Annotated in this window: 10 protein-coding genes; 3 read left to right on the forward strand and 7 right to left on the reverse strand. The window is 76.1% G+C overall.

Annotation, left to right across the window (positions count from 1 at the left end):
• Positions 1-7 precede the first annotated feature (7 nt).
• The 4 genes from B8281_RS12090 to B8281_RS19880 form a co-directional block, all read right to left on the reverse strand.
• Positions 8-904, reverse strand: a complete 897-nt coding sequence (locus B8281_RS12090) for an ABC transporter permease (protein ID WP_081600323.1) — start codon at positions 902-904, stop codon at positions 8-10.
• Positions 901-1,719, reverse strand: coding sequence for an ABC transporter ATP-binding protein (locus B8281_RS12095; RefSeq protein ID WP_051028594.1), 819 nt, complete (start codon positions 1,717-1,719; stop codon positions 901-903). Before B8281_RS12095 ends, B8281_RS12090 begins: the two co-directional genes overlap by 4 nt.
• Positions 1,716-2,753, reverse strand: coding sequence for an ABC transporter substrate-binding protein (locus B8281_RS12100; protein WP_021482976.1), 1,038 nt, complete (start codon positions 2,751-2,753; stop codon positions 1,716-1,718). Before B8281_RS12100 ends, B8281_RS12095 begins: the two co-directional genes overlap by 4 nt.
• A 179-nt stretch (positions 2,754-2,932) precedes the next feature.
• Complete coding sequence (locus B8281_RS19880) at positions 2,933-3,496, reverse strand: SHOCT domain-containing protein (RefSeq protein WP_085387842.1); 564 nt, start codon at positions 3,494-3,496, stop codon at positions 2,933-2,935.
• Positions 3,497-3,685: 189 nt separating this feature from the next.
• Here B8281_RS19880 and B8281_RS12110 point away from each other — a divergent pair, with 189 nt between their 5' ends.
• From B8281_RS12110 to B8281_RS12120, 3 genes are all read left to right on the forward strand, one after another.
• On the forward strand, positions 3,686-4,069 hold the full coding sequence (locus B8281_RS12110; protein ID WP_076404753.1) for an SHOCT domain-containing protein: 384 nt from the start codon (positions 3,686-3,688) through the stop codon (positions 4,067-4,069).
• Between the two features lie 9 nt (positions 4,070-4,078).
• Positions 4,079-5,479 (forward strand): hypothetical protein, encoded by a 1,401-nt coding sequence (locus B8281_RS12115; RefSeq protein ID WP_085387843.1) that lies wholly within the window; start codon positions 4,079-4,081, stop codon positions 5,477-5,479.
• Between the two features lie 65 nt (positions 5,480-5,544).
• Positions 5,545-8,226, forward strand: coding sequence for a LuxR C-terminal-related transcriptional regulator (locus B8281_RS12120; protein ID WP_085387844.1), 2,682 nt, complete (start codon positions 5,545-5,547; stop codon positions 8,224-8,226).
• Positions 8,227-8,248: 22 nt separating this feature from the next.
• Here the strand turns inward: B8281_RS12120 and B8281_RS12125 are convergent, their stop codons facing one another.
• The 3 genes from B8281_RS12125 to B8281_RS12135 form a co-directional block, all read right to left on the reverse strand.
• Positions 8,249-10,960 carry an HAD-IC family P-type ATPase gene (locus B8281_RS12125; protein WP_085387845.1) on the reverse strand — a complete coding sequence of 904 codons (2,712 nt, stop codon included), beginning with the start codon at positions 10,958-10,960 and terminating at the stop codon, positions 8,249-8,251.
• Between the two features lie 147 nt (positions 10,961-11,107).
• On the reverse strand, positions 11,108-11,782 hold the full coding sequence (locus B8281_RS12130; RefSeq protein WP_061267712.1) for a response regulator transcription factor: 675 nt from the start codon (positions 11,780-11,782) through the stop codon (positions 11,108-11,110).
• Positions 11,779-13,239, reverse strand: a complete 1,461-nt coding sequence (locus B8281_RS12135) for a sensor histidine kinase (protein ID WP_232322558.1) — start codon at positions 13,237-13,239, stop codon at positions 11,779-11,781. Before B8281_RS12135 ends, B8281_RS12130 begins: the two co-directional genes overlap by 4 nt.
• Between the last annotated feature and the right edge of the window lie 4 nt (positions 13,240-13,243).

Consider the following 13,243-nt stretch of genomic DNA (forward strand, 5'->3'; position numbering starts at 1 on the left):
CTGCCTCCTACTGACGGGACCAGGGCACGAGACGTCGTTCGAGCACCGTGACCAGGGTCGTGGAGAGGTAGCCCAGCACGGAGATGGTGACGATGCCCACGTACATCTTCGCGACGGCGAACGTCGTCCACGAGCTCCAGATGAGGTAGCCCAGGCCGTTGCGCGACCCGACGAACTCCGAGGCCGCGATGATGACGAACGCGCCGCCCACGGCGAGCTTGAGCCCGGTGAAGATGCTCGGCAGCGCGGCGGGCAGCGCGACCGTCCGCCAGCGCTGGAGCCGGCCCGCGCCGTTGGCGGTCGCCACGTCGAAGTAGATCTGCGGCGTCTGGAGCACGCCGCCCATCGCGTTGTAGAAGACGTAGAAGAACACGCCGATCGCGACGATCACGTACTTGCTCGCCTCGCCGAGGCCGAACACGAGGAGCAGCAGCGGGAAGATCGCGACCTTGGGCACGGGCAGCAGGCTCGCGAAGATCGGCCCGAGGAGCGTGCGCAGCGTCGTGACCGACCCGAGCGCGATCCCGAGGACCAGCCCGGGCACGGCGCCGAGCACGAACCCGATCGCGATGCGCGTGAGCGTGATGCCCGCGTGCTCGAAGAGCTCGCCGCTCCCGACGAGCTGCGCGAACGTCTCGGCGATCGACGACGGCGGCGGGAAGAACCGCGCGTCGAGCACGTTCGTCCGGCTCGCGAGCTCCCACACCGCGAGGAGCAGGAGCGGCGTGAAGGGCCCGACGACCCGCACGAGGCGACCCGTCCGCCGGCGGCGCAGCTCCTCGGTCAGCTCGCGCGTGATCTCGGCCGTGCGGTCGTCGGCGTCGTGGGGCGCGTCCGGGGCGCCGCCCGGCGCGGCGTGGCCGCCCGGGCGGACGGGGGCGCGCTCGTCCGTGGGGGTCGTCATGCGACCGCCTCCCGGACGCCCGCGGCGGAGCGCTCGTCCGCTCCCGCCCCGTCCTGCGCCGCAGCGTCCTGTGCCTCGGCGTCCCGCAGGAGCCGCCACAGCTCGTAGGTGATCTCGCCGTGGCGCGGGTCGCGGCGCAGCTCGAGGATGTCGCGCGGGCGGTCGAAGGGGACCCGCACGTCGGCGAGGATGCGCCCGGGCCGCGCGGACATGACGACGACGCGGTCCGCGAGCACGAGCGCCTCGTCGACGCTGTGCGTGATGAAGAGCACCGACCGCGAGGTCTGCGACCAGATCTTCAGCAGCTCCTGCTGCAGCACGACGCGCGTCTGCTCGTCGAGCGCGCCGAACGGCTCGTCCATGAGGAGGGTCGCGCCGTCGTCGGCCAGCGCCCGGGCGACCGACGTGCGCTGCCGCATGCCGCCCGAGAGCTGGTGCGGGTAGAAGCCGCGGAACTCCGTGAGACCCACCATGTCCAGCAGCGGGGCGACGCGCTCGCGCCGGGCCGAGCGCCGCACGCCGCGCAGGCGCAGGGGGTACTCGACGTTCTGCTCGACCGTGAGCCACGGCAGCACGCCGTGGTCCTGGAAGACGACGGACGGGCGCGCCGCCATCGTCACCGTGCCGCGGTCGGCCTCCTCCAGGCCCGCGAGGATGCGCAGGAGGGTGCTCTTGCCGCACCCGGAGGGTCCGAGCACGCAGACGAACTCGTTGTCCTCGATGGTGAGCGACACGTCCTGGAGCGCGACGAGCACGTCGTCGCGGCGACGGTCGTGGAACCCCTTCCAGAGGCCCTCGACGGAGACGGCAGTCACGAGCCGAGCTCCGCGGCCCGCTCGCGCGCCTGCTCGAGAAGGTCGGCGCGGAAGATGCTCTCGACGTCCGCCTCGCCCTCGTACTCGAGCGTGCCGCGGTCGCGGAAGAACTGCTCCTGGGCGTGCACGTCCTCCCAGTCGATCTCGCCCGTCGGGTCCTGCTCCGTGAGCGCGAGCGACGTGAGCGTCTCGACCGGCAGCTCGGTGTACCGCGCGATGATCTCCTGGTTCGCCGGGTCGTCCCAGCCGCCCGCCTCGAGCTCCGCGGCGGCGCGCAGGTACGCGGCCGTGAACGCGACGACCGCGTCGGGGTGCTCGTCGACGTACTCGGTGCTGAACACCAGGGCGCCGAGCTCGGTGCCCGCGTGGTAGTCGATCGGGAGGATCTCGGACGCGATGCCCTCGCTCTCGAGCGACGACGAGATGGGCTCGATCGACCAGGCGGCGTCGACCGAGCCGCCCACGAGCGCGGGGCCCGTCTCCGGCGGGCCGACGTTGACGAGCTCGACGTCGTCGAGCGTGAGGCCGCCGGCCTCCAGCGCCTTGGCCACCGAGTAGATGCCGAAGCCGCCGTCGCCGGGGATGCCGACGCGGCTGCCGGCGACCTGCTCGATCGACGTGATGCCGGAGTCGGCCGCGACGACGAACGGGGCCGGGTTCGGCCCGCTCTCCGGCACGCGCGAGACGCTCGCGATGACCGAGAGCGACGCGCCGGCCTCGGTCGCGTTGAACAGCCCCGCGCCCCACGTCGCGCCACCGGCCGTGACGTTGTTCGTGCTGACGAGCTGGTAGGTCTCGCCCGACGTCCCGCCCTTGGCGAGGAGCTCGACGTCGACGCCCGCCTCCTCGAAGTACCCCTTGTCCTCCGCGAGGAAGAACGGCGCGTAGTCCGCGTAGGGGGAGTAGAGGAACGAGATCTGCGGCGCGGCGTCGTCCCCGCCGCCGGACGGGTCGCTCCCGCCCGCACAGCCCGCCAGGATCCCTGCCGCCGCGACGAGCGAGATGGTGACCGACGAGCGGCGTGAGATGGCCATGAGTCCTCCTGGGGTCTGACACACGAGCAAGCGCGCCGTGATGTGCTTGCCACTATTCTCTAGTGCATCAGTTGGCCCCAGCGTGGTCCCCATCGTCTCGCTGAGTGGGACGACGTAACGCGAAACAACGCCGCACGGGGCATCGGTCGGCCGTGCGCGGCCCGACCGGCCCGCCGTCGTCACGGCTCGAGGACGCGCGCCTTCTGCTCCGCGAGCTCGGCGTCGGTGAGGACGCCCCGGTCCCGCAGCGCGGCGAGGTCGCGCAGCTGCGCGATGCGCACGTCCATCGCGGACGCGCCGCCGGAGGCCGTCCCGCCGTGCCCGGGGTCGTGCGCCCCGCCGTGCGGCCCGACGTGCGCGCCGGACCGGTCGTCGTCGGGCAGCCGGGTCACGGCGCCGAGCACGCCGACGAGGTCGGAGTCCTGCACGCGGTACGTCGTGCTCGACGCCGGGTGGGCGCGCCCGACGTCGTCCAGCATCTGCTGCACGAGCGCCCCCACGGGGCCGCGGACGACGAGCTCGACGTCGGGCCGGTCGTCGGGTGCCGCGGTGCGCAGCTCGACGAGGTCGAGCCCCAGCGCCGCGAGCCGCTGGAGGAGGCCGTACAGCGCGGCCTGGTCGCGGACCCGCGCTTCCAGCCGCGTGCACTCCACGGACCGGCGCACGCCGAGCTCGGCGAGGTCGGGCTCGGGCAGCACCACCGGCCCCAGCACCGTCACCTCGACCAGCGTCGTGCGGTCCATGCGTCCTTCTCCCGGCTCGCCCACGTCGGTCCAGGATGCGCGGGCACGGACCCGGGCCGGATCACCCGGCGGGGGTGGCCCGCAGCGTCGGGCGACCGACTACCCCCGACGGGTGAGCACGCGGACGCCGGGGCCGCTCCACAGTGGGAGCGTCACGGGACCGCCGTGACCCGACACGAGGGGTGCCCGATGGACGGATTCTGGGACTGGTTCTGGCTCATGGTGTGGTGGTTCTTCTTCATCGCCTACCTCGTCGTGCTGTTCCAGATCGTCGCGGACCTGTTCCGCGACAAGACGCTCAGCGGCTGGTGGAAGGCGCTGTGGATCATCGCGCTGATCTTCGTCCCCTACCTGTCCGCGCTGATCTACGTCATCGCGCGCGGGCGGGGCATGGCGGAGCGGCACGCGGAGGAGCAGCAGGCGCGCCGGCAGGTCATGGACGACTACGTGCGGGCCACCGCCGGCACCGGCAGGTCTCCCGCGAGCGAGATCGCGGACGCCAAGGCGCTGTACGACGCCGGCACGATCGACGCCGACGAGTTCGCCCGGCTCAAGGCACGAGCGCTCGCCTGAGGACGCGCGATGGCTGACGAGACCGCGCCGGGCCGCGAGGCGTCCGACGTCGCCGCGCGCCTCGCCGCGCTCGAGCGCGAGAACGCGGAGCTGCGGCGCCGGCTCGAGGAGCGGCCGGCCGCCGCGGCGCCCGCGGGCCCGGACGGCGACGCGACCGCGCCGGAGGCGGCGCGGCGGCCCCGGCGCGGGCTGCGCGCCGCCGCGTGCGCGGTCCTCATCACGCTCGGGGCGCTCCTCGCGCCGCTCGGCGCGGTGTCGGCGTGGGCGCAGCGCGAGCTCACGGACACCGACCGCTACGTCGCGACGGTCGGACCGCTCGCGGGCGACCCGGTCGTGCAGTCCGCGGTCGCCGGGCGGCTCACCGAGGTCGTCATGTCGCGCATCGACGTGGCCGCGCTCGTCGACGACCTCGTCGGCGGGCTCGAGGAGCGCGACGTCCCGCCGCGCGCGACCCGCGCGCTCGCCGCGCTGGAGGCGCCGCTCACGAGCGGCGTCGAGTCGCTCGTGCACGAGACGGCGACGCGGCTCGTGGAGAGCGACGCGTTCGAGGGCGCCTGGCTCCAGGCGAACCGCGTGGCGCACGAGCAGCTCGTCGCCGTGATGCGCGGCGAGGGCGGGGACGTCCTGCAGGTGAGCGACGACGGCCGCCTGTCCATCCAGCTCTCCGGCCTGATCGACCTGCTCAAGGAACGCCTCGTGGACCGCGGCCTGGACGTCGCGGCCCGCATCCCGTCGGTCGACGCGACGTTCACCGTCGCGCAGTCCGCCGAGCTCGTCATGCTCCAGAACCGGTACGCCCAGGTCGTGACGCTCACGACGTGGCTGCCCTGGGTCGTGCTCGGTCTGCTGGCCGCGGGCGTCCTCGTCGCGAACCACCGCTCGCGCGCGCTCGTCGTGGCCGGGCTCGCCCTCTCGGGGGCGATGGTCGCGCTGGGCGTCGGGCTCGCCGTCGCGCGGGGCCTGTACCTCGGCGCGCTCTCGGGGCAGGTGGTGCGGCTCGACGCCGCGGAGGTCGTGTTCGACCAGACCGTCGGCTACCTGCGCCTCACGCTGCGCACCGTCGGCGTGCTGGGCCTCGTGGTCGCGCTCGCGGCGTACGTGGGCGGGCCGAGCGCGTCGGCCCGCAGCCTGCGCGCGGGGCTCGGGCGCGCGGGCGCCGCCGTGCGCGGCTGGGGCGAGGGCCGGGGCGTCTCGACGGGTCCCGTCGGCGACTGGCTCGGCCGGCACAAGGCGTTCGTGCGCGTCGTCGTCGTGGCGGCGGCTGCGCTCGTCCTGCTGCTCGCGGGCACGCTGACGCCGGGCCTCGTCGTCGGGGTCGCTCTCGTCGCGGGACTCGTGCTCGTCGTCGTGGAGATCCTCGCCCGGCCGCCCGCCGTCGTCGCCTCGCCGCCCGGCCCCGGGCCGGCCTGAGGCGCGTGGCGAGGGCGCGCTCCGCTCGCCCTGCGGTCCGGGGGCCCCGGGAATACCCTGCCCCCATGGCCTCGGTCGAGCCCCGCGCCGAGCCGGAGGACGTCGCGCACGTCACGGACGCCTCCGGGACCTCGCGCGCCCGCACCACCGTCCCCGAGCTGCCGCCCTCCACGGTGGGCCGCCCGGTCGTCGAGGCCCTGGTCGCGGCGGCGGCCACGCGCCGCCTCACCCTCGTGTCGGCGGGCCCGGGCTGGGGGAAGACGACCGTCGCGGCGCGGTGGGCGCGGGGCGGCACCGGCCCGCGGGTCGCGTGGCTGACGCTCGAGCCGTTCGACGACAAGCCGGCGGCCTTCTGGGCCGACGTGCTCGCGGCGCTGCGGGCGGCCGGGGCGGTGCCCGCGGGACACCCGCTCGAGACCCTCGTCGTGCCGCCGCGCCTCACGCCCGCCCTCCTGCGCCGCGTGCTCGCGGCGATCGAGGCGCTGCCCGAGCCCGTGGTCCTCGTGCTCGACGACTTCCACCACGCCGCGTGCGTCGAGGTCGCGGCGACGGTGGACGACCTCCTGCGCTACCGGCTGCCCCTGCACCTCGTGGTCCTCACCCGCGTCGACCCGCTCCTGCGCCTGCAGCGCCTGCGCGCGCAGGGCGAGATGACGGAGGTCGGTGCCGCCGAGCTCGCGTTCGACGCCCCCGCGGTCGCGGCGCTGGCGACGGCGCAGGGACGCGACCTGGCCGCGGACGACGCCGGGCGCGTCGTCGGCGAGACCGGCGGCTGGGCCGTCGGGGTGCGGCTGCGCGTCGAGGAGCACGACGCGACGAGCCGGGCGCGCGCCGCCCGCTCGGCGGCGGAGTTCCTCCTCGCCGAGGTCCTCGACAGCCAGGGGCCCGAGGCCCGGCGCTTCCTCCTGCGCACGAGCGTGGCGTCGGCGGTGTGCCCCGACCTCGCGGCCGTCCTCGACCCGGGGGCGCCGACGGACCGGCTGCTCCCGGGTCTCGCCGCGGCGGACGGTTTCGTCATGACGTCGGGCGGCCGACGCACCTGGTACCGCTACCACCCGCTCCTGCGCGAGATGCTCCTGCACCAGCTGCGGATCGAGGACCCGCCGGGGTTGGGCGAGGCCCACCAGGCCGCGGCGCGCTGGTTCGCGCAGGACGGGCAGGCGCTGCGCGCCCTGGAGCACGCGGCGGCCGCGGAGGACTGGCCGCTGCTCGGCGAGGTGTTCGTCGAGGGCGCGGCCGCGGAGCTCGCGGGGCCGCACCGCGAGACCGTCGCCCAGGTCCTGCGGCGCGTGCCGTACGCGACCCTGCGGCCCGACGCCCGCCTGCACCTGTGCGCGGGCGCGCTCGCTTCCGTCGACGAGCGGTTCGACGCCGTGCGGCTCCACGTCGCGCGGGCGCGCGACCTGCTCGCCCCCGCCGCGGACCTGGTGGCCGACCCGGCGGCGGCGGTGCTCCTCGAGCTGCTCGCCGCGTCCGTCGCGCGCTCGACGGGCGACGTGCGGGGCCTCGCGACGGCCGCGGGCGCCGCGCTCGCCGCGGCGGACGCGGTGCCGTACCCGTTCCCCGCCCTCGAGACGTACCGGGGCCTCGCGCGGGCGCACCGTGCGGCAGGGCTCGCGTGGTGCGCCGTCGGCCCCGAGCCGCCGGGGGAGACGACGTCGGGCACGCTCGCCGCCCCCGGTGGCCGGTCGTGGCGCGCCCCGCAGCTCTACGTCCTCGGGGCGCGCGCCGCCGCGGCGCTCCTCGCCGTCGCGGCCGGTCGGCTCGACGCGGGGGACGGTGCCGCGCGCGACGTGCTCGTCGAGGCGGAGCGCCGCGGCTGGGACGGGTACGCGCACGTGCGGCCCGCGCACGCGGCGCGCGCGTGGGTGCGGTACCTCCGGGCGTCGGACGACGGGCTCGACCGGCACCTCGCGCACGCCCTCGCGGCGGACGCCGGCGGGCGCGAGCCCGCGTCCGAGGCGGCCGTGCGGCTGCTGCAGGCGCTCGTCGCCGCGGACCGAGGGCACGCGCGCGCCGCGCGGCAGGCGCTCGTCGCCGCGGACCGCGCCCTGGGGCGGTCCGCGACGCCCCCCGTGCTCGCGGACCTGTGGGTGCGCGCCACGGCGGCCGCGCGTCTGGTCGACGACGGCACAAGCCCGGCGCTCGGGGCGCGCCTCGCGCGCGAACGCCTCGGGAGCGCCGCGGTCGTCGCCGTCTGCGGCGCGCGCGAGCTCCTCGCGGCGGGCCGCACCGGGGCGGCGGAGCGTGCCGTGGCGGGCCTCGGGGACGCGCCGGGGGAGGAGGCGGACGTCGTCGTGCGGGTGGAGGCGGCGCTCGTCGAGGCGTCCGCGCTCGCCCGGGCGGGCACGCGCCGCGTCGACGCCCCGCTCGGGCGGGCCCTCGACCTGGCCGCCGCCGAGCGGGTCGTCCGGCCGTTCCTCGCCGTCCGGGGCACCGAGCTCGACGAGCCGCTCGCGCGCGCCGTCGCGCGCCGCGACGACGCGCTCGCCGCGCTGCTGCGCACCCACCTGGACGCACCGGGCCGGGCACCGGAGCCGGTCCCGCTCGTCGAGCCGCTCACCGAGCGCGAGCTCGCGGTCCTCGCCGTCCTGCCGTCGATGGCGAGCAACGCCGAGGTGGCCGCCGACCTCTTCGTGTCGGTCAACACCGTCAAGGCGCACCTGAAGTCGGTCTACCGCAAGCTCGGCGTCGGCTCGCGGCGCGAGGCCGTGCGGCGCGGCCGCGAGCTCGGCGTCGTGCCCTGACGGGTCTGCCGAGGAGACGCGCTCAGGCGCGGCGCCGGTCCACCGTGCGCAGCACGAGCTTCCCGAGCTCGACGAGGACGAGGAAGGCGAGCGCGACGAGCGCGCACACGCCCCACTGGCCGCCGTCGAGGTCGACGGTGCCGAAGATCCGCTGCAGCCCGTCGAGCGTCGTGACGAGGAACGTGAGCCCGAGCGACGCGAGCAGGAGCACGACGAAGCGGCCGTTCGCGAGCGTCTCGGACGACAGGATGCTCGCCCGCGGGTCGCGCCACTCGAGCGCGGCGACGACGTGCAGGAGCGACATCGCGGTGAGGCCCATCGTCGTCGCGACCGCGAGGTCGGCGTCGGCCTCGCCCCACGCGACGGCGACGAGCGTGCCGACGGCGATGAGCACGCCCCCGACGGCGAGCCGCACGCCGAGCGCGCGCCCGATGACCGGCTCGGTGGGCGGGCGGGGCCGACGCCGCATGAGGCCGGGCGTCGCGGCGTCGAAGCCGAGGCCGACGGCGAGCAGCACGTCGATCGCGAAGTTGACCCACAGGATCTGCAGCGGCGTGAGCGGGGTGCCCCCGGCCACGGTGAAGATGCCCGCGCCGACGAACGTGAGGATGAACCCGACGAGGACGACCATCTGGAAGCGGATGTACTTCATGAGGTTGTCGTAGAGGCCGCGGCCGCCCTCGACCGCCGCCACGATCGTGGCGAAGTTGTCGTCGGTGAGGATCATCTCGGCGGCGTCCTTCGTCACCTCGGTGCCCGTGATCCCCATCGCGACGCCGATGTCCGCGCGCGTCAGGGCAGGGGCGTCGTTGACGCCGTCGCCCGTCATCGCGACCACGTCGCCCTTGCGCTTGAGCACGTCGACGAGCCGCACCTTGTCCTCCGGCGCCACGCGTGCGACCACGCCGATCTCGCCGACCTCCGCCTCGAGCTGCGCGTCGGACATCGCGGCGAACTCGGCGCCCGTGAGCGCGCGCCCCTCGATCCCGAGCTGCCCGGCGATCGCGGCGGCCGTGGTGACGTGGTCGCCCGTGATCATCCGTACCCGGATGCCGGCGTCGCGGCACTCGGCGATGGCGTCGCGCGCCTCGCGGCGCGGAGGGTCCACGATCCCGACGAGCGCGAGGAGCTCGAGGTCGCGCACCGCGTCGAGCAGGTCACCCGTGAGCTCGTCGCGCGCGACGGTGCGCCGCGCGACGGCCAGCACGCGCATGCCCTCGCCCGCGAGCGCGTCGTTCTCCGCGAGGACGCGCGCGCGGCCCTGGTCGTCGAGGGGCGCCGACCCGCCGTCGGCCGTGAGGTACCGGGCCGAGCGGGCGAGCAGCACGTCCGGGGCGCCCTTGACGAAGCACACGAGCTCGCCGTCGATCTCGTGGAACGTCGCCATGAGCTTGTACGCGGCGTCGAACGGGACCTCCGCGACGCGCGGGTGCTCGGCGCGCGTCTCCTCGACGTCGAGCCCGGCCTTGGCCGCGAGCACGACGACCGCGCCCTCCGTGGGGTCGCCGATGCACTCGCCGTCGCGCACGACGGCGTCGCTCGCGAGCGCCAGGGGAAGCGCGACCGGTTCGAGCGGGACGTCGGTCGACCCGGCCGCCGCGAGGATGCGGCCGGTCGTGGAGTAGCCCTCGCCGTCGACGGAGAACCGGCGCCCGGCGAGCACGAGCCGGCGCGCGGTCATCTGGTTGAGCGTGAGCGTCCCGGTCTTGTCGGAGCAGATCGCCGACGTCGACCCGAGCGTCTCGACGGACTTGAGGCGCTTGACGATCGCGCCCTCCTCGGCGAGCCGGCGCGTGCCGAGCGACAGGAGCATCGTCACGACGGCGGGCAGCCCTGTCGGGATCGCGGCGATCGCCAGGCTGATCCCGACCACGAAGAGGCTGTCGAAGTCCTCGCCGCGCACGAGCCCCAGCACGACGACCACGACGAGGGCGACCGCCGCCATGACCGTGATGATCACCGTGATGCGGTCGAGCTGGCGCGTGAGCGGGGTCTTGTCCTGCTCGACCCCGCTGAGCATCCCGGAGATGCGGCCCACCTCGGTCGTCATGCCCGTGGCGGTCACGACCATCTCGCCGCGGCCGCGCGTGACCTGGGAGTTCATGTACGCCATGTCGGTGCGGTCGCCGAGGGGGGCGTCGTCGGCCGTGACCGCCGCGACGCCCTTCGCGACGGGCGTGCTCTCGCCCGTGAGCCCGGCCTCCTCGATCTCGAGCGAGGCGGCGACGAGCAGCCGCCCGTCCGCGGGGATCTTGCCGCCCGCCTCGAACCCGACGACGTCGCCCGGCACGAGCTCCTCGGCGGGAACCTGCTCCTGGCGCCCGTCGCGGCGCACGGTGGCCGTCATGACGAGCATCTGCTGGAGCGCGGCGACGCTCTGGGCCGCCTTGCCCTCCTGGTGCAGGCCCATGAGCGCGTTGAGGACGGTGAGGGCGAGCACGACGACGCCGGTCGTCACGTCCCCGAGCGCGATGATGCTCACGACGGCCGCGCCGACGAGGACGAGCTGCATGAGGTCGCGGTACTGGCGCAGGAACGCCTGCCACGGCCGTTCCTTGCGCTCCTGCGCGAGCGCGTTCGGCCCGTAGCGCGCGCGCCGCTCGGCGACCTGCGCGGACGTCAGCCCGACGGCCGGGTCGACGTCGAGCGCCGCGCACACCGCCTCGGGCGGTGCCGTGTGCCAGGGGCCCGTGGGGGCCGGTGCCTGCTGTCGGGGGATCGGTGCAGCCGTCATCCTCGGCTCCTCTCGGGCGCTCGTCCCACCGTCGCAGCGGGCTCGGGCGGGGTCCTCACCCGGCGGGGGTGAACGCCCCGCGGCGGCGCGGCACCGGTGCGCGACGTGCCGCCGACGCCCGCGCTCGACGCGCGTGCCGCCCGGGCCTCAGCCGCGCGACCCCACGAGCCCGCTCTCGTACGCGACGATCACGGCCTGCACCCGGTCGCGCACGCCCAGCTTGGCCAGCAGGTTGCCGACGTGCGTCTTCACGGTCGTCGCGGACAGTACGAGGCGGTCGGCGATCTCGGCGTTCGACATACCCTCGGCCACGCACCGCAGGACGTCGAGCTCGCGCGGCGTGAGGGAGCGCAGCCGGGGGTCGAGGCCGTCGTCGACGGCCGGCTGCTCGCCCGCGGGCAGGTGCGGCGCGAAGAGGTCGAGCATGCGGCGCAGCACGCGGGGCGCGACGACCGAGCTCCCTGCCGCGACGGTGCGGATCGCCTCGACGAGCTCGTGCGGGCGCGCGTTCTTCAGCAGGAACCCGCTCGCCCCGGCGCGCAGCGCCGCGAACGCGTACTCGTCCACGTCGAACGTCGTGAGCACGAGCACGCGCGTCCCGGGGTGCTCGGCGACGACGCGCCGGGTCGCCTCGATGCCGTCCATGCCGGGCATCCGGACGTCCATGACGACGACGTCGGGGGCGAGGGCCGCGACCTGGTCGAGCGCGACGCGTCCGTCGGAGGCCTCGCCCACCACCTCGAGGTCGGGCTCGGACTCGATGACGAGCCGGAAGCCCATCCGCAGCAGCGCCTGGTCGTCGACGAGCAGCACGGTCGTCACGGTCGTCCTCCCTCGTCGTCGTGCACGTCACGGTGCGGGTGCTCCTGGGCGGGGGCGCTCCGGGCTCCGCCCTCGGCCGGGTCGCAGGGCAGGACGACGTGCACCGCCCAGCCGCCGCCCGGTCGCGGCCCCGCCTCGACGACGCCGCCGAGCAGCGCGGCGCGCTCGCGCATGCCCACGATCCCGCGCCCGGTCCCGCCGCCGGTCGCCGGACGCGTTCCGCCCTCGTCGCGGACGTCGATCTCGACCGCGCGCGCGGTGCGCCGCACCACGACCTCGGCCGCGGGCGTCCCGGGCGCGTGCCGCAGCACGTTGGTCAGGGCCTCCTGCACGATGCGCACGGCCCCGAGCCGCAGCGACGTGTCCGCAGGCAGCGCGACGTCGAGGCCGCTCGCGGCGACGGGCACGCCCGCCGCGCGGAACCGTGCGACGACGGCCGCGAGGTCCGTCCCGGTCGGCTCGACCGGGGTGCCCGCCCCGTCGCCGCCCTCCTCGGGGTCGAGCGCGCCGAGGACGCGCTGCATGTCGGCCAGCGCGTCCCGTCCCGTGCGGGACAGCTCGTGCAGGGCCTCGCGCGAGCGGTCCGGCGCCCGGTCGAGCGCCGCGCCCGCGCCGTCGGACAGCGCGACCATCACGGACACGCTGTGCGCGACGACGTCGTGCATCTCGCGCGCGATCCGCGCCCGCTCGGCGGCCCGGGCGAGCGCCGCGCTCTGGTCGCGGTCGCGCGCCAGGGCGCGGTAGCGCGCGACGAGGTCCTCGTCGTGCAGCCGGCGCGCCCGCACCCCCGAGCCGGTGGCCATCCCCAGCAGCAGGAGCGCGACGAGGAGGAAGACCGACGCGGAGCGCCTGCCGGGGGAGAAGGGCGGTTGCGCGAGGTCGCGCACCGGGTCGCCGTCCGGCAGGACGATGGGGTCGCTCCACAGGAGCATCTCGGCGACCCCGATGTCCTGGCTCCACCACAGCGCGGCCACGACGACGCACAGCACCGCACCGCACACGACCCATGCCGTGCGGGGCGGGCGCTCGGCGGCGACGGCGTGCACCGCGCACGCGAGGCACACGCCGAGCACGCCGAGCACCCCCGCCGTCGCGAGCGACACGACGGCCAGGACGGTGAGGATCGCCGTGACGGTCAGCGGGCGCGACCGCCGGAGCAGGAGCAGCGCCGCCCCGAGGGCGGCGCCGACGAGCCAGGCCGTGACGACCACCTGCGCCACGGGCGCGTCGGCGTGGAACAGCCCCAGCCCGGTGGAGCCCTCGACGGTCATGAGCGCGACCGCCGCGGTGACGAGCCCGAGCAGCGCGACCGCGCCCGCGAGCGCGAGGTCGGTCGCCCAGGGGTGCCGCGCGAGCACGCGGCCGACGGCGCCGCGCCGCCGGACGTCGGGCTCCGCGCGCGGTCCGCCGTCGTGCGCCCCGGGCGCGGAGGGGAGGGCGAGGGGCGACGAGGGCACGGGC

It is taken from the genome of Cellulosimicrobium sp. TH-20, assembly GCF_002105775.1.
Classification (GTDB): domain Bacteria; phylum Actinomycetota; class Actinomycetes; order Actinomycetales; family Cellulomonadaceae; genus Cellulosimicrobium; species Cellulosimicrobium funkei.

Coding starts and splice junctions, on each gene's coding strand:
- B8281_RS12090 (WP_081600323.1), bottom strand. CDS start 904: ATGACGACCCCCACGGACGAGCGCGCCCCCGTCCGCCCGGGCGGCCAC.
- B8281_RS12100 (WP_021482976.1), bottom strand. CDS start 2,753: ATGGCCATCTCACGCCGCTCGTCGGTCACCATCTCGCTCGTCGCGGCG.
- B8281_RS19880 (WP_085387842.1), bottom strand. CDS start 3,496: ATGGACCGCACGACGCTGGTCGAGGTGACGGTGCTGGGGCCGGTGGTG.
- B8281_RS12110 (WP_076404753.1), top strand. CDS start 3,686: ATGGACGGATTCTGGGACTGGTTCTGGCTCATGGTGTGGTGGTTCTTC.
- B8281_RS12115 (WP_085387843.1), top strand. CDS start 4,079: ATGGCTGACGAGACCGCGCCGGGCCGCGAGGCGTCCGACGTCGCCGCG.
- B8281_RS12120 (WP_085387844.1), top strand. CDS start 5,545: ATGGCCTCGGTCGAGCCCCGCGCCGAGCCGGAGGACGTCGCGCACGTC.
- B8281_RS12125 (WP_085387845.1), bottom strand. CDS start 10,960: ATGACGGCTGCACCGATCCCCCGACAGCAGGCACCGGCCCCCACGGGC.